The following is a 21,276-nucleotide window of genomic DNA, read 5'->3' as shown; positions in this document are numbered from 1 at the left end:
CCCCGCTCTTATGGGATGGATCCGCTCTGCTTTAGCCTGCTTTAGCTCTGCTTTAGCGCAGCTGGTACTTTCCGTTCACCAGGCGGTAGCGCGGATCGAGGAGCAGCGCTGCTTCGCCTTCGTGGCGGTCCCCCGCGAAGCGCTCATCCACCGAGGTTTCGGTGTAGAGCGGCGCGTGGCCAACCATTCCGGCAACCAGGTGGCGTGCACCTTCCAGCAGGCGCATATCAGCGCTCTCGCACCACAGCTGGGCTGCCTTCGCGCCGTTGGTGCGCGCGATAGCTGCCTCGAAAGCCGCCGGGTGCACGAGCATCATGAGCGCGGAAACATGCCCGAAGCCGAGCGAGGTCAGCACGGCCGCCTTGATATCGCCCACCTCGAGGACCTCGCGCGGCCACACCAGGTAGCTGCGTTCCTCGAAAGCCGGATCGGAGCAGTCCAGGGCCTTATTCCCCGGGATCTTCCCGGTGGCGAACATCTGGGTGATGCCAGCCATCTGGAAGAGCGCCGCCCCGCCCTTGGAATGCCCGGTCAGGGTCTTCTGGGAAACCACGTAGAGCGGGTTGCCCGCGCTGCGGCCCAGCGCCGTGAAGAGGCGGTCGTGAAGTTCCGCTTCGTTCGGGTCATTCGCATTGGTGGAGGTGTCGTGCTTGGAAAGCACGGCGACGTCGTCCACACTCACGCCCAGATTGCGCAGGTTCGTGGCCAGCACGGAGTTCTCTCCGCCCATGCCGGCGGCCAGCGCTCCCAGGCCCGGTGCCGGAATCGAGGTTTGGATACCGTCCGCGAAGGAGCGAATATAGGCCACCACCCCGTAGACGGGCAGCCCCATCTGGGCGGCCACGTCACCGCGGGCCAGCAGCACCGTGCCGCCGCCGCAGGCTTCCACGAAGCCACCGCGGCGCAGATCGCCAGCGCGGGAGAAGAAGCGCGGGTTGATGCCCTTCTTCGCCATAGCGGCAGAATCCGCCGTCGCATTCATATCACCGAAACCGATAAGGGACTCGACCTGCACGTCATCAATCGCGCCGGAGACCACGAACTGAGCCTTGCCGGTGGCGATCTTATCCACGCCTTCTTCCACGGACACCGCGGCGGTCGCGCAAGCGCCGATCGGGTGAATCATGGAACCGTACCCGCCCACATAGGCCTGCATGGTATGCGCGGCGATCACGTTCGGCAGGGTTTCCTGGAGGATATCCTGCGGGTAATCCTTACCCAGGAAGCGATCCACGTACAGGCGGCGCATGGAGGTCATCCCGCCGAAGCCGGTGCCCTGCGTGGAGGAAACATCCACCGGATGCACGTATTCGAGCAGCTCCGCCGGGGAGAACCCGGCCGAGAGGAAGGCATCCACCGCCGTCATGAGGTTGTAGATAGCCATGCGGTCCGCGCTCTCCACCAGCGATGCCGGAATCCCCCACTTGGCCGGATCGAAATCGGTGGGGAACTGCCCGCCCACGCGGCGGGTGAGGGTGGTACGGCGCGGCATGTAGGTCAGTGCCCCGGCCTTGCGGGTCACCCGCCATTCGCCGTCTTCCTCGAAGAAGCTGGTGAAGCTCGGATCCGCTTCGGCGTGGGCGAGGGCTTCCGCTTCGCTGCCCACCGTGAAGGTCACGTCCTTCTCCAGGTAGACCGGGGCGATATCGGTGGTTCCGATATCGGCCAGCGGCCCGTCATCCACGAAGGCGCGGATACCCGAACGCGCCACAACTTCATCGCGGTAGCGTTCGAAAATATCCTCTTCGGGAACCAGCTCGCCTTCGGGGGTGTACCAGCCCGGCTTCGGGGTGTCGAACCAGGTGAGCAGGCCCATCATCCAGGCCAGCTCCAGCACCCCGGCAGGGGTGAGGTCCACATCGCCGTCGCTTTGAATCCCGAGTTCGGCTTCCCACCGGGTACGCGAGCTGCCCCACGGGCCGGTTTCGCCCAGCCCCACGATGACCACGAGGTCCTCGGGCTTGGCGCTGCCGCTCCCGAAAGCACCCAGGTCCATGGTCGGCTGGTGGATGCTCACCGGGCTGGGCAGGGCCCGCACGCTCGGTGCGGCCTGCGCTGCCGGAGCGGGGGCGGCCGGCGTGATGCTCGCGGCCAGTTCGGGCAGGTTAATATCACCCAAGCCACCGGTCATATCGTGAATGACCGGCGCGGTGCGGGCAGCCGCCACCGATTCGGGGGTGAAGAGGGTGAGCAGTTCGCGCCCGGCTTCCGCCGTGGACCAGGTATGCACGCCCTTGGCTTCCACGGCTTCCACCAGCGGATCGTTCCCACCCATGAGGCCGGTGCCGCGCACCCACCCGATCTTCGCGTGCGCGATGGTGGTGCGCTGGCCCCACGGCTCCACGCGCCACTTATTGACCACGGCATCGAGCGCGGCCTTGACTTCGCCGTAGGCGCCGTCCCCACCGAAGGAGCCCCGGTTCGGGGAGCCCGGCAGAATCACGTGCATGCGATGGTCGATGGCGGCGTCGGTGCCCAGGCTTGCGAGGGTGCCGATGAGGCGCTCCACGCTCCACAGCAGCACGCGGGCCTGGTTTTCCGCTTCGGGGCCGGCATCGCTGAGGTAGCCGCTCACCCGCGGCGCCGCGAAGGGCACCAGGAGGTCAGGAATGAGGGCCGGCTTGACGAGCTTCGAGGTGGCACCCACCGTTTCGCGCTGTTCGGCGCCGATCCACGCGGTGATCGCGTCGACGTCGCGGAAGGAAGCGAGGTTGGCGGGGATGAGCCACAGTTCGGCACCGTTAATGGCGTTTTCGCGGTAGAGCTTCTTCGCGAAGTTCAGGCGCGTGGTGGAGATACGCGAGGAAGTGGCGACGACGGTTGCCCCGCCGGCCAGCAACCCGGCCACCACCGCACCCGCGATGGAGTTCTCTGCCATACCGGTCACCACCGCGACCTTCCCGGCGTAGATTCCCGGGGTGGTATCGCGGGCAGCGCGGGCGATCTTCGTCAAGCGCGCCGCGAGCTTGGGATTGCGGGCCGCCTGCCATTCGGCCTGGCGGGCCACTTCTTCCCCAACGCCGGTGAAATTGGCGTTCACTTCGCGCCCGAAGGCGATCTTGGCCACGTCCTCGCGGGCGGTGGCCCAGCGGTCGCACAGGCGTACGGCCTGGGCCGGGTCGAAGCGCGGGGTCACGAAGTCTTCCCAACCGCTGCCCAGTTCCGCGCTCATCGCTTCGCGCAGGGCCAGGTCATCAGCGGCCGCGGGCGCTTCCGGGCGCTCGTTGTGGCCGAGGCGCGCGAGCAGATCGCGCGCGGTTCCGGCCANCGCGAGGGTGCGGGTGGCCATATTCGCCAGGGTCGGCGAAGCAGCCAGGCCGATTTCCACGATATCTTCCACCCCGGCCTCAATAAGGTAATCCTGGGTTTCAATCCAGCGCACCGGGGAGGCAAATTGCCAGGCCAGCAGCTCGATGAGGAGCTCGCGGGCGGTACCCACCCGGTCGCGCTCCACGCGCGCGGCCAAATCATCGCGAATCTCGCGTACCACCGTTGAGGGGACCACCTCGAGGATGGCATCGCAGAATTCTTCCGTCAGCTCGAAGGGGCGGGCCACCAGGTTAGGCAGGTAGCGCCCTTCAAGAATTTCGAGCTTAATATCCGCGGGAACAATGGCACGCAGGGTATCGCCAAATTCGGCTACGCCGGTGCGCAGCACGCTGGAATGGAAGGGCACATCAATACCGGGAACCAGCATGAAGGGGCGCTTGCCCCCGGCCTGCCGGGCCCGCTCATTGGCGTCCTTTTCCAGAGCTTCCAAGCCTGCCACGGTTCCGGCCACCGCGTACTGGGCGCCAGCCAGGTTGTAATTGACGATCTCGAGGAATTCCCCGGAAGCGGCAGCTACCTGCGCGACGTAGTCGCGCACGGCGTCGTCGCCCACCCCAAATTGGTTGGGACGCAAGGCACCCATGCGGTAATTCGAGCGGCCCTGCTCATCGCGTTCCACCAGGTGATGCATGGTGGTACCGCGCCGGTACACGATTTCCAGCACGTCCTCGAGGCTGAAGACCTGCGAGTAGGCGGAAAGCGCATTGTATTCGCCCAGGGAATGCCCGGCGAAGTAAGCACCGCTTACCAGTGAACCCTGTTCACGCAGACGCGAGGTCTGGGCGAACGCCACGGTCGCGAGCGCCACCTGGGTAAATTGGGTGAGGTTGAGGACCCCGTCCGGGTGGCGGAAGATCTCGTCACGCACCCGCAGCTCCACCGGGTTATCGCGCACCACCGCGAGGATGGAGAACCCGAGGGCGGAACGGGTATGCCGGTCGGCGCGTTCCCACACCTCACGCACGGCAGCCGAAGCGGCCCGGTCATCGAGGGTCATGCCGCGGGCCTGGATGCCCTGACCCGGGTACACATAGGCGGTACGCGGGGCGCTCACGGTGCAGGAAGCCTGGGAGACCACGGTATCCCCGCAGCGGGCGGTCACGTCGAGGGCGAGCCCGCCCCCGCGCACCCGGCCCACGCGCTCCACGGTAATATCCACCGCGTCACCCAGGTTCACCATGCCGAACATGCGGTAGGTCCACCCGGTGATATGCATGGGGGCGCGCCCGGCCACCGGATCGGCCACCGCGTGCTGGGCGGCGGCGCACAGCCACATGCCGTGCACCAGCGGGGCATCCATTCCCGCCACCAGCGCGGCGTTGCGGGATACGTGAATCGGGTTGAAATCACCGGAAACAATAGCGAAGGCCGTCATATCGGTGGGGGCCTGCACGGTGACCTTGCGCAGCACCGAGCGCGGGGTGTCGATAATATCGGCATCCACTCCCCCGCGGGCGGCCGGCTCGGAGGGCAGTTCCGTGGTGGTGGCGCGCCCGCGCATGGCGAAGCGTTCCTGGAATTCCAGCACCACGGTGCCATCCTCGCACGCAACATTCGTACGGATGGTCAGCACCCGGCCGGCCGAAGATTCGGCCACGGATGCCACCCACGAGCGCGCGGTGAGCTGCCCGGCTTCCAGGATCTCCTCCACCGGCACATTCACCTTTTCCAGGTGATCAAGATGCACGCCGGAGAGCAGTCCTTCAATAATCGGGTAGCCATCGGCTTCGCCCGAACCCATCGCGGAATAGATGGTGGGCCAGCACGAACCGAGCAGCGCGGAGGGCACGGCCGCCGGGGTGCGCCCGGCCGGCGCGGTAATCCCCGCGTGCAGGGTGTTGATCTCCGGGGAGACCGCGAAGGTGAGGGTGGCAACGCCGTCGATCATCTCGGGTTGCTTCGTGATGGGGGTGCCGCCCAGGGTGGTGGTTCCCACCCCGGACATCGCGGCGAGCACCTCGCGCATGGCCGCTTCCAGGCGGGCGTCATCCACCACGGGCAGCCCGCCGGTGGCTACCGATTCGGGCAGCAGCAGCGGGATGCGCATATGCCGCACCACGTGCTGGTGGGCCTGGGTGCCATCCCAGAGGGTATCGAGGGGCACGAAGATTTCCAGGCCCTCCGGAGTATCGCGGATTTCCGCTTCCGGAATGAGGTGGGCCGGGTTGGTGGCCAGGTGGCCGTGCCACACGATGAAGGGGGTTTCCCGCAGGAAGGTTTCGCGGTCGCGTGCCGCGCGGGAGAAGGCCGGCTGGGCCTGCGCCCCGCCCGCACTCACTCGTGCCACGGCGTCTTCTTCGTAGCGGCCCAGGATATCGGCGATGGGTTCATCGACCTTGGTGATGGCGGCCACCGAGGTGGGGCCGGGAATAATACGGACCTGGTCCGCGGTGTAGCGCGGGTTGTGGGATTGCCACAGGGAATCCGAACCCCAGAAACGCAGCACTTGCTCGTTAATAACCGGCACGAAAGGCACCGGCTTGGGGTACTTGGAGGCCAGGGCCACGAACCAGGCTTCGTCCTGGGCGAGCACGGTGTGTTCTTCCGCACTCGGGTAGGCGGCGAGGAAGCGCTGGAGCGCTGCCTGCGGATCGGCGGCGGCATCGGCCTGGGTGGGGAAGAGCGTGGGAACATCCCCGCTTTCCGCTTCGCACAGGCGCGCTTCGAAACGCTGGAGCATTTCCCAGAAGCGGGTTTGGGTGGGTTCGTCGGCCCAGGGCACGGTCAGTTCCACGTAGCGGCGCAGCGCCTGCGCGTAGGTCATCTGCGCGATATCCCCGAAGTAGGGTTTCGCGGTGGCGTTGATCGCGGTAATGATTTCCTCGCGGCGCGCGGCGATGGCTTCGGCGTCCCCGTCCACTTCCACGAGGAGGCGGGCAGCGCGGGCGGCCGCGTTTTCCACATTGTAAATATCGGCGTGCAGGGAGGACTGGGTGGAACAAATACCACCGCGGGTGGAGCCGGCCGCCACCCAACCGCCGTTATCGTCCGGGCTCACGCCGGGCGTATCAACGAGCAGCTGCTTGACGTCGGGATTCGTTTTCGCTTCCTTCGCGGCCATGGCCGCGGTTCCGATGAAAACGCCGTCCACGGGCATGGGTCGCATACCGTAGGCCTGCGCCCACGTTCCGGTGAGGAACGACGACGCCCGCTCGGGAATGCCCAAGCCGCCACCCACGGTAATAATGAGGCCGGCCTCACGCATCTGGCCGTAGGTCGCGATGAGCAGGTCTTCCAGGTTCTCCCAGGAGTGGTGCCCACCGGCGTGGCCGTCTTCCACTTGCGCGATCAGCGGGGCGCCCGGGCAGGCCTTGGCGATCTCCACGAGCTGGCGAATCTGGGCCACGGTGCCGGGCTTGAAAGCAATATAGGGGAAACCTTCGGCGCGCAGGCGCGCGATAAGTTCGAGGGCTTCGTCCTTTTCGGGAATGCCGGCGCTAATGACCACGCCGTCCAGGGGTGCCCCGGCGGCGCGCTGGCGGGAAACCAACCGGCGCGAGCCAAATTGGAGATCCCACAGGTAGCGGTCCAGGAACATGGTGTTGAACTGGGCTACCCGGCCCGGTTCCAGGTGCTCGCGCAGGGTGGAGAGGTTCTCCGCGAGGACTTCTTCGGAGACCTGCCCGCCCCCGGCGAGTTCGGTCCAGTAGCCGGCGTTAGCGGCGGCCGCCACGATTTCCCCGTCCACGGTGGTCGGGGTCATCCCGCCGAGCATAATCGGGCTGCGCCCGGTCAGCCGCGAGAAAGCGGTATCCAGGTAGGTGTGGCCCTTGATCTGGCGCAGTTGCGGGGCGTATTCGGACCAGTCGCGGGTGCGGGTCACGCGCGCCACCCCGGTCACCAGGTCATCGCGGGCCGCGGCGGTGGAGGCATCCACGTAGCTCACCCCGGTTCCGGCCAGGTTTTCCAGGGCGATGGTCTTGAGGTTCGGGCCCGGGCCCAGGTCCACCACGAAACCGGCCGGGGTTCCGCCCTGCCCTGCTTCGTCCAGGGCCGCGGCGAATTCCGCGGTCCAGTCCAGGCTGGCGGTGAGCACGGCGCGGGCCAGCTCATCGCTGCGTTCCACGTTAAGGGAGCAGCGAGCCGCCCAGGCATCCACGAGGGCCACGGCCGGTTCGAGGAGCGGGGAATGGAAGGGGGCTCCCACGTTGAGGAATTCGCAGACCGGGTGGAGGGCTTCCCCGCCGGTGAGTTTATCGGCGCGGGCACGCGCTTCCCGTTCGGCTTCGCGTTCGATGAGGGCTACCAGGGCGGTGAGGGCGGCCGGGCGCCCGGAGACCACGCAGGCTTCCCGGGAATTAATAATGGCAACATCCGCATCCGGGACCTTGGCGGCCAGGCGGCGCAGCAGCGGGGCACCCACGCCCCGCACCGAGAGCATGGGGCTGGCATCCTTGCTGGCGGTAATTCCGAGTTCGCCGCTGATCTTGGAGGCGGCCGCCCCGATGAGGCGGGCAAGGGCAAAAATACTGGCCGGATCGCTGGATTCCACCATGGCGGCGGCCAGCACGCCCTGGGAATGCCCGATGGTGGCGGTGGGGCGCACCGCCAGGTCGCGGTAGGCCCCGTACTGGCTGAGCAGGATACCGGGCACCGAGGTGTGGGGGGCACGCCCGGCGCTGGCCGGGCCGCGCAGCCCGAGCAGGTCGAGGCGCCCGGCGGAAATCACGGTGAGTTCGGGGAGCACCGGGGCGAGGATCTCCTCGGCCGCCGCGTCCACCCCGGTCAGGTCCGCGCGCAACCGCGCGGGGGTGAGCAGCTCATCTAATTCGGCGCGCCAGGGGGTGCCCTGGCCGGCGAATTGGAGGATCCACGGGGAAGCCGGCGGGGTGGCCGTCAGGGATTCATACACGCTGGTCATAGTGTTCTTTCTGCTAGATGCGGGAGGTCCCGCGAGGCAATTCTTGAAAAATGGAAAGATCGAAATTGGGCTCTGGGCGCTGTGGTCTGGGCCCAGGCTCTACGCGCCGGAACGTTCCGGATGAACGCCCGCGCGCTTGGGGCGAGCCGCTACATGGGAATATTCCCGTGCCGGCGCTCGCCCGGATGCGAGCAGTCTTTGGTGGCGAGGATGCGCAGGGATTCAATGAGCACCCGCCGGGTATCTTCGGGGGCGATAATGCCGTCCAGCTCCCCGCGTTCCACGGAGAGGAAAGGATTGACATTCTCGCGGGTGTACTCTTCGATGAGCTGCTGGCGCACCGCCGCCACATCCTCACCGTTCTGTTCGGCTTCCCGCAGGCGCCGTCGCCCTGTAATAGCGACCGCACCCTCGGCGCCGAGCACCGCAATTTCCGCACCCGGCCACGCGAAGTTGAGGTCCCCTCCCAGGGATTTCGAACCCATCACGATATAGGCGCCCCCGTAGGCTTTCCGTAACACCACGGTCACGAGGGGCGTCGTCGCATTGGCATAGGACCAGATAAGCTTCGCGCCGCGGCGAATAATCCCGGCCTGTTCCTGTTCGGTGCCGGGCCGGTAGCCGGGCACGTCCACGAGGGTGATAACAGGCACGTGGAAAGCATCGCAGAATTGCACGAAACGCCCGGCTTTTTCGGAGGCGTCCACGTCCAGGGTGCCGGCATCCACGAGCGGCTGATTGGCCACGATCCCCACCGATTGCCCGGCCAGCGCCGCGAATCCCACCACGATGGAGCGGGAGAAATGCTCCTGGACCTGCACGAATTCCCCGTAATCCACGAGGTTCGCGATAACGTCGAGCATATCGTAGGGCTGCTTGGTGGAGGCGGGCACCAGATCGGAAAGGTGCCGGGCGCACTGGGTATCCGTGGCCGTTTCCTCGTAATCCCAACGCGGCAGCTCCGCGTCGCAATGCGCGGGCAGATAGGTGAGGAGGGTGCGGGTGTAATCGAGGGCATCGTCCTCATTCGCGGCCAGGTAGTGGGCCACCCCGGATTGGAAATTGTGGAGAGTGGCCCCGCCCAAGTCATCGAAGGAGACCTCTTCCCCGGTGGTTGCCTTGACGACGTCCGGTCCGGTCACGAACATATGCGCGTTATCGCGCGTCATAATAATGAAATCGGTGAGGGCCGGCCCGTACACCGCGCCGCCCGCGCAAGGCCCCAGAATAACGGAGAGTTGCGGGATAATGCCCGATGCCGCGATTGTTTTCTTGAAGATACGGCCGTATTGAGAAAGGGCGACGACGCCGTCCTGGATGCGGGCGCCACCCGAATCAAGCAGGGAGACCATGGGGATGCGCAGCTCAAGGGCTTTGTCCATGAGGGCAACGATTTTATCGCCCTCAGCTTCGCCCAGGGTGCCCCCGGATACGGAGAAGTCCTGGGCGTATACCGCCACGAGTTGGCCGTCCACCTGGCCAATTCCGGTCACCACCGCGGCGCCCCGGAAGCCGCGCCCCAGGTTCCCGCCGGCGAACTGCCCGATTTCGGTGAAGCTGCCCTCATCGCACAGTAGGGCGATGCGCTCCCGGGCGGTCTTTTTGCCGTGGGCGTGCTGGCGCTTAGCGGCGCGTTCCTCGGCCTGGCGGGCCAGGTCGTTTTGGTACTGCGCGAAACGCACCCGGTCCACCTGCTGGGCGCTGTGATCCAAGGTTTGCCATTCGTGGGCGGAACGTAATTCAGTCAGCGACATGATTCTCCTTCGCTACTTTCGGGCAGGGGCTCACGTGGTGGCGCATAATCGCGTGCGGGCACGGACGCATAACGCGCGGGCAGGAACTGGGCTGGTTGCTAAGCATCGGCACCCACCACCCGCACGAGGGGTTGGAAGGCCGCCACGGTGGCCCCGGCCCGCACTTCCACGTCGGTCACTTCGCCATCGCGCGGCGAATACACATAACTTTCCATCTTCATGGATTCGAGTACCACGAGCAGATCGCCTTCGTGGACCTTGTCCCCCGGTTCCACCACCACGCGCACCACAATCGCCTGGATGGGCGAGTTCACCATTCCGCTCGGATCGGTCAGATCCTGGGCCGGCATCGCGGTGCGGGAGGCCGCCTGGGAGCGGCGCGGTTGCAGGGTGCGGCGGGCCACGTGTGAGCCGGTGGCGATGAGCGCGGCCGGGAGGGTCATGCGCATGCGCCGCCCATCCACTTCAATAACGAAGGTGTGGCGCGGTTCTTCATCCTTGACGGGTGCCGGGGTGCTGGCGGCCTGGGTATTTTCGTAAGCAGGGAGCACGGTATCTTCCAGCCAGCGGGTAGATGGAATATGCCCGGCGAATTCTTCCATGGCCAGCACATCGCGGTACATGGCGCAGGGTGTGGCCACCCCGGTAATCTGCAATTCCGCGAGGGCGCGGCGCGAGCGGGCAATGGCCTGCTCGCGGTCCGGGGCGGTCACCACGAGTTTGGCGAGCATGGGATCGAAATCGGCGGTCACAATATCGCCTTCTTCAATCCCGGATTCGATGCGCACCCCGTGGCCCAGCGGCCAGCGGATTTTTTCAATAGTTCCGGTGGAGGGCACCATGCCGGTGGCCGGGTCCTCGCAGGTAATCCGGAATTCGAAAGAGTGGGCGCGCGGGGCGGGAACTTCGGAGAGCTCCGCGCCGGAGGCAATGAGGATTTGTTCACGCACCAGGTCCATTCCCGTTACTTCTTCGGACACGGTGTGTTCCACCTGGAGGCGCGGATTCACTTCCAGGAAATTGACCCGCCCATCGGGTTCCACCAGGAATTCACAGGTACCCAAACCCACGTAATCCACCGCTTCGAAAAGCCGGCGCGACCATTCGGTCACGATCGCTTCGGCGTTGCCGGGCAACAGCGGGGCGGGCGCTTCTTCGATGAGTTTCTGGTTGCGGCGCTGGGCCGAACAATCACGAGTGGAAATCACCGCGAAATTCCCGTGGGAATCGCGCGCCGACTGCGTTTCAATATGGCGGGCGGTGCGGATAAAACGCTCCACAAAATAGGAATCCAGATCCGCCCCGTGGGCCGCGAAGAAGCGGTCCAGGTCAGCGGCTTCATTATGGATGGTGATACCGCGCCCACCCCCGCCGTCGGCCTTCTTCGTGACAATCGGGAAACCGAAACGCGCCACGAACTCGTCCACCCCGGCACGCCCCTGCACCGGGTCAGAAACGCCGGGCACCGGGGCCACGCCCACCGATTCGGCCAGCCGGCGCGCCTGGATTTTATCGCCGAGGCGGTGGAGCACCGCGGGGGCCGGGCCGATCCACGTGAGGCCCGCCTCAATAACCGCGGTGGCGAATTCGGGAACTTCGGAAAGAAAACCGTAGCCGGGATGCACGGCGTCCGCGTGGGAACGCTGCGCAATCGCGATGATTTTCTCAATATTCATATAGGTATCGGCGTAGGCGGTGCCCTCCAGCGCGTAGGCGCTATCGGCATCCTCCACGAATTGGGCTTCGCGATCAGCGTCCGCATAGACCGCCACCGCTTTCATCCCCATATCGTGGGCGGTGCGGATCACGCGCTCGGCAATTTCGGAGCGATTGGCAACCAGAATTTTTTTCATCACTACTTTCCTTCCGAGGGCGCAACCCGACCCAGGAGCGAGACTTCTCCGGTGGAAATACGCACGTCACCGGCAGTGGTGGCGACCACGAGGGCGCCGTCGGCTAAAATCTGCACCCCGCGCCCGTGCACCGGAGTATCGCGCGGGCGGTTGACGGTAATGCCCTCGCGCAGGGTTGCGCAGGTGGCATTGAGTTCGGCTAAGAGTCCCGAGCGTTCGGCCGCACTTGCGGAGCGTTCTGCCGCGCTTGCTTCTGCGTCGGTCGCCTCTGCATCGCTCGCTTCCAGGTGACACGCGCGTGTTTCGGGTACGACGGCGCCGCTAGCTGCCGCATTACCTATTCCGCTCTCACAGGCGCTCATGAGGGCGGCCAGCCGGGCCCCGAGCTCGCGCAGGTAGGCGGCGGCCACCTCATCGCGGCTAGGAACCGGGAAGCCGGCGGTGGCTAGCGAAGCCGAGGTGGGGGTAGGAAGTTCCTCGGCGCGCAGCCCCAGATTGATTCCCACCCCGAGCACCACGCCGATATTCCCGGCCGCATCCGTACTCACAACTTCACCGAGCAGCCCGGCCAGTTTCGCGGCGTGCAGGCGGGTAACAATATCATTGGGCCAAGAAATCGCCACGTTGGCCCCGAGCTTTTCGAGGGCGGCGCGGGCGGCCAGGGCCCCGGCGAACGTCACCCAGCTCAGCTCCGCGCGCACTGATTCTGGCACTGCGATGAGCACCGAGAAAAGCAGGGAACCATCTTTGGTGGCGAACCAGGAGCGGCCCATCCGCCCGCGCCCATCGCTTTGTTCATCGGCGATGAGGCCGCACACCAGCCCGGGTGCGGGCATGCCCCCGGAACTGAGCCAGAGTTCGGCCAGGTCATCCTGGGTGGATGTGGTCAGATCGGTATGCAGGAGCGCGGCACCGGGGAGCCCTACCTCCCCCAGCGCGCTCGCGGTACGCGGGAAGAGCACGTTTCCTGAATGCACGTTGCTCACCTCAGCCTTCTTTCCGGCGGGCACTCCGCCGCTAACCTACTAATGCGTAACCTTACGTAATCGTAACTTACGGATTCGTAACATACGCGCTCGTTCGGGGCGCGCCGCCGTTAGTCCCCTCACATCAGCGCCGCACAAAGCCCGAAAATACGCCAAAGCGGCCGTTATCTACCCGCATATTCACATTTTTATACATGCACACGTATATTTACTGGCTATACTTGGGACTGTTCCGAGTAATTTCCACCCGAACACTGAAAAAACATTCACCGTAGGGGAAGAAAATGAAGAAAACAATCGCGCTGCTTGCTGCCGGCCTCCTCACGCTGGGCGCCTGCTCCAATGATGAGGCTGCTTTGACGGATTCCACCGCCGCGGCCGATCCGGGTGAGTCCGGTTTCGCTGTTGATGGCATCGCGGCAGATTCCGCCGTCGCTGCCCTAGTTCCGGCGGATATTACCGCACGCGGGCAATTACGCAACGGCGCGTCTACCGATTACGCCCCCGCGGAATACCGCAAGGCAGACGGGCAGACCCCCACCGGTTACGATATTGACCTCACGCGCGCCATCGCGAAAAAGATGGGACTCGAAGACGGCACCACCACGCACGTGGAATTTGATTCGCTCCTCCCCCAGATCGGAACCAAATTCGATGTGGGCCTGTCCACCTTCACCGTCACCCCCGAACGTGAAGAAGCTTTCAATATGATTACGTATTTCGAGGCGGGTTCCGAATACGGAGTGCCGGCCAAGTCCAGTGATTTCACCCCGGATAACCCTTGCGGTTTCACCATCGGCGTGCAAACGGGCTCCTCCCAGGAGGAAGCCCTCAAGGAAGCCACCGCCGCGTGCGAAGCGAAGGGCGCCAAGCCGATTAAGATTATGTCCCTCCCGGATGTGCCGCAGATCGTGACCCGGGTGGTTTCCGGCCAGTACGATGCTATTTTCGCTGATTCCCCGGTGCTCGGTTACGCGGTGGCTCGTTCGAATGGGCAGCTGAAGACCACGGGTGATATTTATGATTCCGCCCCGGTGGCTATCGCGGTGGCCAAGGACAATCCGGAGCTCGCCAAGGCGGTGCAGGCCGCGCTGCAATCCCTGATGGATTCGGGTGAACTCAAGGAGATCTTCGCGCATTACGGCATTACCGAAGGCGTGCTGAGCACCGCCGAGATCAACCCCCAGGTGCAGTAATGGAGAAGATTCATCCGCAAGCCCGCGTGAAGATGAGCAATATTGTGTGGCTCATCGTCATGGCGGTGCTCGGGGCGATGGCGCTCAATGCGCTCATCACCAATGACGCTTTCCACTGGGATGTGGTGGGGCGTTATCTTTTCGATTGGCGGATCCTGCGCGGTATCGTCTACACCCTGGTGCTGACGGGGCTCGCCATGGTTATTGGCATTATTTTGGCGCTGACCATGGCGGTGCTGCGCGAATCAAGTAACGCGGTGCTGCGCGCGGCTGCCCGCTTCTATATTTGGTTCTTCCGCGGCACCCCGATTTACACCCAGCTCATGTTCTGGGGGCTGCTGCCCTCGCTCTATCAGAAGCTCTCGCTGGGGATTCCTTTCGGGCCGGAATTCTTCACGTTCCAGACCGACCGGGTCATCACCCCGTTTATCGCGGCGATTATCGGGCTAGGCCTCAACGAAGGCGCCTACCTGGCGGAGATTATTCGCTCCGGTTTGGGTGCGATTGACCCGGGGCAGCGGGAAGCCGCGGTGGCGCTGGGAATGCGTTCGGGCACGATTATGCGGCACATTATTTTGCCACAGGCCATGCGTATTATTATTCCGCCCACCGGGAACGAAACTATCTCGATGTTGAAAACAACGTCGCTGGTACTCGCCGTTCCTTTCACCCTGGACCTCACCTTCGCGGCCCAGGATTTGGGTTCGAAAACCTACCTGCCGTTCCCCTTCCTCGTGGTCGCGGCGATCTGGTACCTGGTTATTACCTCGCTGCTCATGATGGTGCAGCATCGTATTGAACGCCATTTCGCGCGTGGTTTTGACGGACGTACGGCGACGACGGCCTTCCTGGACGTCACCCCCTAAGGAGAACAATGACTCACGCCATGGTGGACGTGTGCGACGTCTACAAATCTTTCGGTGATCACACCGTTCTCAAAGGTGTTAATCTCACGGTGCAGCGCGGTGAGGTGGTGGTGCTGCTCGGGCCTTCCGGTTCGGGTAAATCCACGCTGCTGCGCTGCCTGAACGAGCTGGAAACTATTACGGCCGGGCGGATCTACCTGGACGGGGAGCTGCTGGGGATGACCGAACAGCCCGCCCCCACCGGGTGGCGCGGAATGCTGGCCCGCCGCTCCGGTGCCGTTACTTCGCAAGGGACCTGGCTGCGGAAGCGCACCGAGGCGGAAGTAGCCGCCCAGCGCGCCAAGGTGGGGATGGTGTTCCAGCGTTTCAATCTTTTCCCGCATATGAGCGCGATGGAAAATATTATGGAGGCGCCCGTCCAGGTGGCGCACCGCCCGGAAAAGGAGGCGCGGGCCGAGGCCCTGGAGTTGCTGGAGCGGGTGGGCTTGCGCGACCACGCTAATCATTTCCCGGCTCAGCTTTCCGGCGGGCAGCAGCAGCGGGTGGCTATTGCGCGTGCCCTGGCCATGCACCCCGAGCTCATGCTTTTCGATGAGCCTACTTCGGCGCTCGATCCGGAGCTCGTGGGTGAGGTGCTCTCCGTGATGCAGGATTTGGCGCGCGGGGGCATGACCATGGTGGTGGTCACCCACGAAATCGGTTTCGCCCGGGAGGTGGCCGATAAAGTGGTGTTCCTTGACGAAGGCATGATTATCGACGAGGGCACCCCGGCGCAGGTGATCGATAACCCGCGCTCGGAGCGCACCCGTGATTTCTTCACCAAGGTGCTTTAAACGCAAGTACAAACGGTGCCGGCCACTCCCGTTATTGGGGGTGGCCGGCACCGTTTGTATGTACTGTGCGCTAACTCCGGTGTGCGGCGCTAGTGCCGCACGGCACTACTTCCGGTGGGCACGGTAGTACTCAATGAGCTGGCGGGTGGAAGAATCCTGTGCTTCCAGGGCCGCCGCGTCCCCGCTAATCGCCGGGGTGAGTTCCTTGGCCATCTGCTTGCCCAGTTCCACGCCCCACTGGTCGAAGGAGTCAATGCCCCACACCGCGCCCTGGGTGAAGGTGATGTGCTCGTAGAGCGCAATCAGCTGGCCAAGTACCGAAGGCGTGAGGGCCGGGGCCATAATCGAAGCGGTCGGCTTGTTCCCGGGGAATTCCCGCGCGGTCACGATCTCCTCCGGGGTGCCTTCCGCCCGCACTTCATCCAGAGTCTTCCCGAAGGCCAGAGCCTTGGTTTGCGCGAAGAAGTTGCCGAGGAAGAGCTCATGCTGATCGGCCTCCCCATCCACCAGCGCGAAAACAGGATTCGCGAAGGCGATGAAATCAGCGGGGATGAGCTGGGTGCCCTGGTGGATGAGCTGGTAGAAGGCGTGCTGACCGTTGGTGCCCGGTTCGCCCCAGAACACTTCCCCGGTGTGGGTGGTGACCGGGCTGCCGTCCCAGCGCACCCGCTTGCCGTTGGATTCCATGGTGAGCTGCTGAAGGTAGGCCGGGAAACGGTGCAGGTACTGCGCGTAGGGCAGCACCGCGTGGGTGGCCGCCCCGAAGAAATTGACGTACCAAATATTGAGGAGCCCCATGAGGAGGGGCACGTTTTCCGCGGCCGGTGCGGTGGCGAAATGCTCGTCAATCGTGCGGAATCCGGAGAGGAATTCTTCGAAATGTTCCGGTCCGATGGCAATGGCGAGGGAAAGGCCGACGGCGCTATCCACCGAATAGCGCCCTCCTACCCAATCCCAGAAACCGAAGGCATTGGCGGGCTCAATTCCGAATTCCGCTACCTTCTCCAGGTTGGTGGACACGGCCACGAAGTGCTTGGCCACCGCACCGGGATCTTGGATGCCGCGCGCGGCGAGCTGGGCGAGGAACCAGGAGCGGGCCTGGCGGGCATTGGTGAGGGTTTCCAGGGTGGTGAAAGTCTTGGACGCCACGATGAAGAGCACGGTTTCCGGGTCCACCCCGCGCAGGGTCTCCCCCACATCGGTGGGGTCAATATTGGAAATGAAGCGGCATTCCAGCCCGTCCTTGACATATGGGAGCAGGGCTTCGTAGGCCATCACCGGGCCCAGATCCGAACCGCCAATGCCGATATTGACCACGGTGGTGATGGCCTTTCCGGTCACCCCGCGCCAGCTGCCTTCGCGTACCTTGGTGGCGAAAGCGTACATCCGCTCAAGGACTTCGCGTACATCAGCCACCACATTGTGCCCGTCTACTTCCACGGTGTCATCGGCGGTGCGCCGCAGTGCGGTATGGAGCACCGCCCGATTTTCAGTCACGTTAATCCGCTCGCCGCGCAGCATGGCATCGCGGCGCTGAGCAACCCCGGTTTCTTCGGCAAGTTCCAGCAGTGCATCGCGAACGTCATCATCCAAATAGGATTTGGACAGATCCACGAAAAGATCGCCGGCGGTGAAACTCAGCCGCTCGGCACGCTGGGGATCCGCAGCGAAACGGGCCCGGAAATCAGCGGTGAATCCGTCATGAAGGTCATGCAGCCGCGCCCAGGCGCGCGTGGTTGTGGGGTCAATGGGGTGCGACATGGTTATCCTCATCCTCGAAGTAGTCTTTATCTCGTAGTGTAATCAACTTTGCGGCCTGGCGGCGCTCCGCTACCACATCTCGCGGGCGCGCCGCCGGACTCTAGCACCACACATGAGCCCACCATCTTTGACACAATGATCTTCGGAGGAGGAACCATGTCAGATCACGCAGATCCCGTATCCCTTGCCATTCTTACTTCGGGTGGGGACGCCCCGGGCATGAACCCGGTGGTGCGCGCCGTGGTGCGTACCGCTTTACACGTGGGCGCCCGCCCTTTCGCGATTCGCGAGGGGTGGCGCGGAGCTATCGATAATCTTATTGAGCCGCTGGTCTGGAGCGATGTGTCCTCCATTCTGGATAAGGGTGGCACGGTTATCGGCTCGGCCCGCTCCACCGAATTCCGGGAGCGGGATGGCATGCGGAAAGTGGCCGCGAATCTGGTACGGGCCGGAATTGACCGCCTCGTGGTTATCGGCGGGGATGGTTCCCTCACCGGTGCGGATACTCTGCGCGAACGCTGGAGTGGACTCCTCGAAGAACTGGTAGAAGCCGGGGAGATCGAGGCCGATCTTGCCGCGCGCCACCCTGAACTCCATATTGCCGGGGTGGTGGGTTCCATCGATAACGATATGGTCGGCACCGATATGACGGTGGGAACCAATTCGGCCCTGTGCCGCATCATTGATGCCATTGATGCTCTCACTTCCACGGCCGCTTCCCACCAGCGGGTCTTCGTGGTGGAAGTGATGGGGCGGCGCTGCGGCTACCTTGCCCTCATGGGTGCAATGGCCGGCGGCGCAGATGATGTCATCATTCCCGAGCTTCCCCCCGAAGATGGCTGGGAAGATGCCATGTGCGAAAAGATCCGTTCCGGGCGAGCGGCCGGGCGCCGCGATTCGATTATCGTTGTTGCTGAAGGCTGCATGGATCGGCACGGTGAAAAGATCACCGCCCAGCGCATCCAGGCCGCTATTAAAGAACGCACCGGAGAATCCCCGCGGATCACCGCCCTCGGCCACGTGCAGCGCGGTGGCACCCCGTCCGCTTATGACCGCTGGATGTCTACCCTGCTCGGCTACACCGCTGCCCTAGAGGTGATCCGGGCCGAACCGGGCGAAGAATCCTGCATTATCGGGATTCGTAATAATCGGCTCCAGCGCCTGCCGCTGGTGGAAACGGTTGCTAATACCAAGAAGGTCATCGACTACCTCGAAGAGGGCGATTACGAGGCTGCGGTGCGCTCGCGCGGCACCAGCTTCTCCCGCATCAAGTCCCTTTTCGAAACGCTGTCTTCCCCGCTGGGTGAAGATCGCTACTTCAAGGACGGCTGGCGCCCGCGGGTGGCCGTGCTCCACGCCGGCGGACTCGCCCCGGGAATGAATGCGGCCGCGCGTAGCGCGGTGCGGCTCGGCCTGGATCGCGGTTTTGAAATGCTCGGTGTGGAGGGTGGCTTCCCCGGCCTCATCCGCGGGGATATTCGCCCGCTGAGCTGGGGCGATGTGGATGGCTGGGTTTCGCTGGGCGGCGCGGAACTGGGTACAGCCCGCTCGGTCCTCGGCATCGAGGATTACTTCGGGCTGGCGCGCTCCATTGAAGCCAATGGACTGGACGCGATCATCATGATCGGCGGCCTGGCCGGCTATGAAACCGCGTGGAATATGGCGAAGGAGGCGGACCGCTACACGGCCTTCCGCCTCCCCCTCATCTGCGTGCCGGCCTCGATTGATAACAATCTGCCCGGCCACGATCTGTCCATCGGGGTGGATACCGCGCTCAATACCAATGTGGAGACCATCGATAAGATTCGCCGTTCCGCTTCCGCTTCCCGGCGCTGCTTCGTGGTGGAAACCATGGGCCGTAAATGCGGTTACCTCGCGCTTATGAGCGCACTGTCCACCGGGGCCGAGCAGGTCTACCTCCATGAGACCGGGGTGGATCTGGCGATGCTCACGAAGGAAAGCGAGCGCATGAACCGGGCCTTTGATGGCTCGCGTTCCCTCTACCTGGCTATTCGTAATGAGGATGCGTCCAAGTACTACACCGCGGATCTGCTGCGGCGGGTCTTCCAGCAGGAGGGCCACGGGGCTTTCTCGGTTCGTTCCACGATTATTGGCCACCAGCAGCAAGGCGGTATTCCCACGTCCTATGACCGTACGCTCGCGGTCTCGCTCGCGGCCCTCGCCATTGATGAGGTAACCGCGCAGCTGGAGAAGAAGGAGCGGGTGGGCGCGCGCTATATCGGCCAGCACAATGGCAAGCTGGAGTCCCATCCGATTATGCGCATGGACGAAGAGATGGATATGAAAAACCGGGTGCCGCTGGATCCGTGGTGGATTTCCGCGCTCCCCGTGCTCTACACGGTGGCGGCCCGCGAGGATACCACCCCGCTGGAGCACCTGGCGATTTACGACGATAACCGGTAGTCGCGTTTTCTTATAGCGCGGTGCTTGCGCCGCGCGCGGTGGGGGCGACGACGCCGCTAGCTGGCAGCGCCCCCACCGGCCGCGGCTGCGCACCTACGTGGTGACGGTCCCCACCCAGGAAACCCGGAACGCCTCTCCGCGATTTTCAACGCGGAGATCGATGCGCGCCTCGGCCCGGTCGCATTTTATTAGCGCGGGTGGTTCACTCTTCAAGAGCTTGGAGAGCGGTGGCACGGTGATGCCGCACTACGGATCGCACCTGGATCTGTTCCCAATCCTCGACGCCTTGGTTGAGCGCTTCGCGTGCTTGTGGTGTGCACGCTACCCCGAGCTCGTCAATAACTAAGAGGAGGATTTCTTCCAGGCAGGGCCGGAACCAGCGCCGGCCCATCGTGAAATGAATATCAGCAACGTGGGGAGTACGCGCTTCATTCTTGATGCGCCGGCGCGACCGGCCGGAATGAGTCCCGCCTAGGACTAAAGCGTGTGTCCATTCATCGCGGTGGGAATGGATCTGGATATGGGCGCAAGGAATATTCGAACGTGGTGAGCGAATATAATCCCAGCGCACCAGCGGCTCGCTGCTTTTCGCTCCTCGGATGACCGAGAACGTTGACTCATTAACTCTGAGTAAACCGGTTTCCGGATTAAGGAAAAGCTCGTAATCGAAACGGACGATAAGGAAACGTTCGACGCGAATATCGCCAAACAGGCTTATTGCCGGTGGGTTTTCTTTTCTGAGTGCTTGCCTCACTATCGAAAACCCGGGGTCAATTAGCTCCCCAATCCGCTGTAGATGTGCCGCAAACGCATCGACTCGCTCATCCAAGTGTTCGTTCACCACGGCACAACTCCTCGAAGCGATCTAAGCCTTTCATTTCAACATAAGCATCAGACTCTTTTGGTCCAAGCTGGTAGTTATCGGCGCGCCAGTCGAATTCTTCCCGGGTCATTCTGACCTCGCGCAAGATTTCCTCCTTGCGCTCGAGAATCTCTTCCAGCGAATCGTAAACACGATCCGGAAAATACAACCGGTCCTCGTAAATATCCTCGTAAATATCCATGTGTCTCACTCCTTCAATCGCCTCATGGCGGAGTAGTTGCTTGTGCTTATTCGTTATTTTCGCATGGTGCCAAGCCACGGCCTAGGAATTCCTTAGCTGCCTCAGCACTGGGGTACCGGAAATCTGGGCTACTTTTCGAGTGTTGCCAATACTCGGGCTGCGGTGGCGGGCTTGTTACGGATCACGGCTTCCAGCTGGATTTCCTCCCAATCCTCGATGCCTTGGTCGAGTGCTTTGCGTGCCCGGGGTGTGCACGCTACCCCGAGCTCGTCAATGACTAAGAGGAGGATTTCTTCCAGGCAGGACCGGAACCAGCGCCGGCCCACCGTGAGATGAATATCGGCAATG

The 21,276-nt window shown here is 63.7% G+C and carries 12 protein-coding genes; 4 read left to right on the top strand and 8 right to left on the bottom strand.

The window, feature by feature from the left end; translation table 11 throughout:
• Positions 1–52 precede the first annotated feature (52 nt).
• The 4 genes from CZ322_RS06105 to CZ322_RS06090 form a co-directional block, all read right to left on the bottom strand.
• Positions 53–8,191 (bottom strand): type I polyketide synthase, encoded by an 8,139-nt coding sequence (locus CZ322_RS06105; protein WP_087070604.1) that lies wholly within the window; start codon positions 8,189–8,191, stop codon positions 53–55.
• Between the two features lie 149 nt (positions 8,192–8,340).
• On the bottom strand, positions 8,341–9,945 hold the full coding sequence (locus CZ322_RS06100; RefSeq protein ID WP_234984488.1) for an acyl-CoA carboxylase subunit beta: 1,605 nt from the start codon (positions 9,943–9,945) through the stop codon (positions 8,341–8,343).
• 98 nt (positions 9,946–10,043) lie between these two features.
• On the bottom strand, positions 10,044–11,798 hold the full coding sequence (locus CZ322_RS06095; RefSeq protein WP_087070603.1) for an ATP-binding protein: 1,755 nt from the start codon (positions 11,796–11,798) through the stop codon (positions 10,044–10,046).
• Between the two features lie 2 nt (positions 11,799–11,800).
• Positions 11,801–12,784, bottom strand: a complete 984-nt coding sequence (locus tag CZ322_RS06090) for a biotin--[acetyl-CoA-carboxylase] ligase (protein ID WP_087070602.1) — start codon at positions 12,782–12,784, stop codon at positions 11,801–11,803.
• Between the two features lie 284 nt (positions 12,785–13,068).
• Between CZ322_RS06090 and CZ322_RS06085 the strand changes: the two genes are divergently transcribed.
• From CZ322_RS06085 to CZ322_RS06075, 3 genes are read left to right on the top strand one after another with little or no spacing between them, the layout of a single operon-like run.
• Positions 13,069–13,980, top strand: a complete 912-nt coding sequence (locus CZ322_RS06085; RefSeq protein WP_087070601.1) for an ABC transporter substrate-binding protein — start codon at positions 13,069–13,071, stop codon at positions 13,978–13,980.
• A complete protein-coding gene (locus CZ322_RS06080; RefSeq protein ID WP_087070600.1) occupies positions 13,980–14,846 on the top strand; it encodes an amino acid ABC transporter permease in 867 nt (288 codons plus the stop codon). Before CZ322_RS06085 ends, CZ322_RS06080 begins: the two co-directional genes overlap by 1 nt.
• A gap of 8 nt (positions 14,847–14,854) precedes the next feature.
• Positions 14,855–15,679, top strand: a complete 825-nt coding sequence (locus tag CZ322_RS06075) for an amino acid ABC transporter ATP-binding protein (protein ID WP_087070599.1) — start codon at positions 14,855–14,857, stop codon at positions 15,677–15,679.
• Positions 15,680–15,784: 105 nt separating this feature from the next.
• On the opposite strand, the gene pgi is transcribed toward CZ322_RS06075, so the two are convergent.
• Complete coding sequence (gene pgi, locus CZ322_RS06070) at positions 15,785–17,440, bottom strand: glucose-6-phosphate isomerase (RefSeq protein WP_087070598.1); 1,656 nt, start codon at positions 17,438–17,440, stop codon at positions 15,785–15,787.
• Between the two features lie 156 nt (positions 17,441–17,596).
• Here pgi and CZ322_RS06065 point away from each other — a divergent pair, with 156 nt between their 5' ends.
• Positions 17,597–19,864 (top strand): 6-phosphofructokinase, encoded by a 2,268-nt coding sequence (locus CZ322_RS06065; RefSeq protein WP_087070597.1) that lies wholly within the window; start codon positions 17,597–17,599, stop codon positions 19,862–19,864.
• Between the two features lie 202 nt (positions 19,865–20,066).
• Here CZ322_RS06065 and CZ322_RS06060 read toward each other — a convergent pair whose 3' ends face one another.
• The 3 genes from CZ322_RS06060 to CZ322_RS10265 form a co-directional block, all read right to left on the bottom strand.
• Positions 20,067–20,618 carry a hypothetical protein gene (locus tag CZ322_RS06060; protein WP_234984487.1) on the bottom strand — a complete coding sequence of 184 codons (552 nt, stop codon included), beginning with the start codon at positions 20,616–20,618 and terminating at the stop codon, positions 20,067–20,069.
• A gap of 67 nt (positions 20,619–20,685) precedes the next feature.
• Positions 20,686–20,928, bottom strand: coding sequence for a hypothetical protein (locus CZ322_RS06055; protein ID WP_087070595.1), 243 nt, complete (start codon positions 20,926–20,928; stop codon positions 20,686–20,688).
• Between the two features lie 128 nt (positions 20,929–21,056).
• On the bottom strand, positions 21,057–21,254 hold the full coding sequence (locus CZ322_RS10265) for a hypothetical protein (RefSeq protein WP_234984486.1): 198 nt from the start codon (positions 21,252–21,254) through the stop codon (positions 21,057–21,059).
• Positions 21,255–21,276 lie beyond the last annotated feature (22 nt).

Source organism: Actinotignum timonense (genome assembly GCF_900155575.1).
Taxonomy (GTDB): domain Bacteria; phylum Actinomycetota; class Actinomycetes; order Actinomycetales; family Actinomycetaceae; genus Actinotignum; species Actinotignum timonense.
The sequence above is the reverse complement of the archived record's forward strand: the minus strand, read 5'-3'. Positions and strand labels throughout refer to the sequence as shown.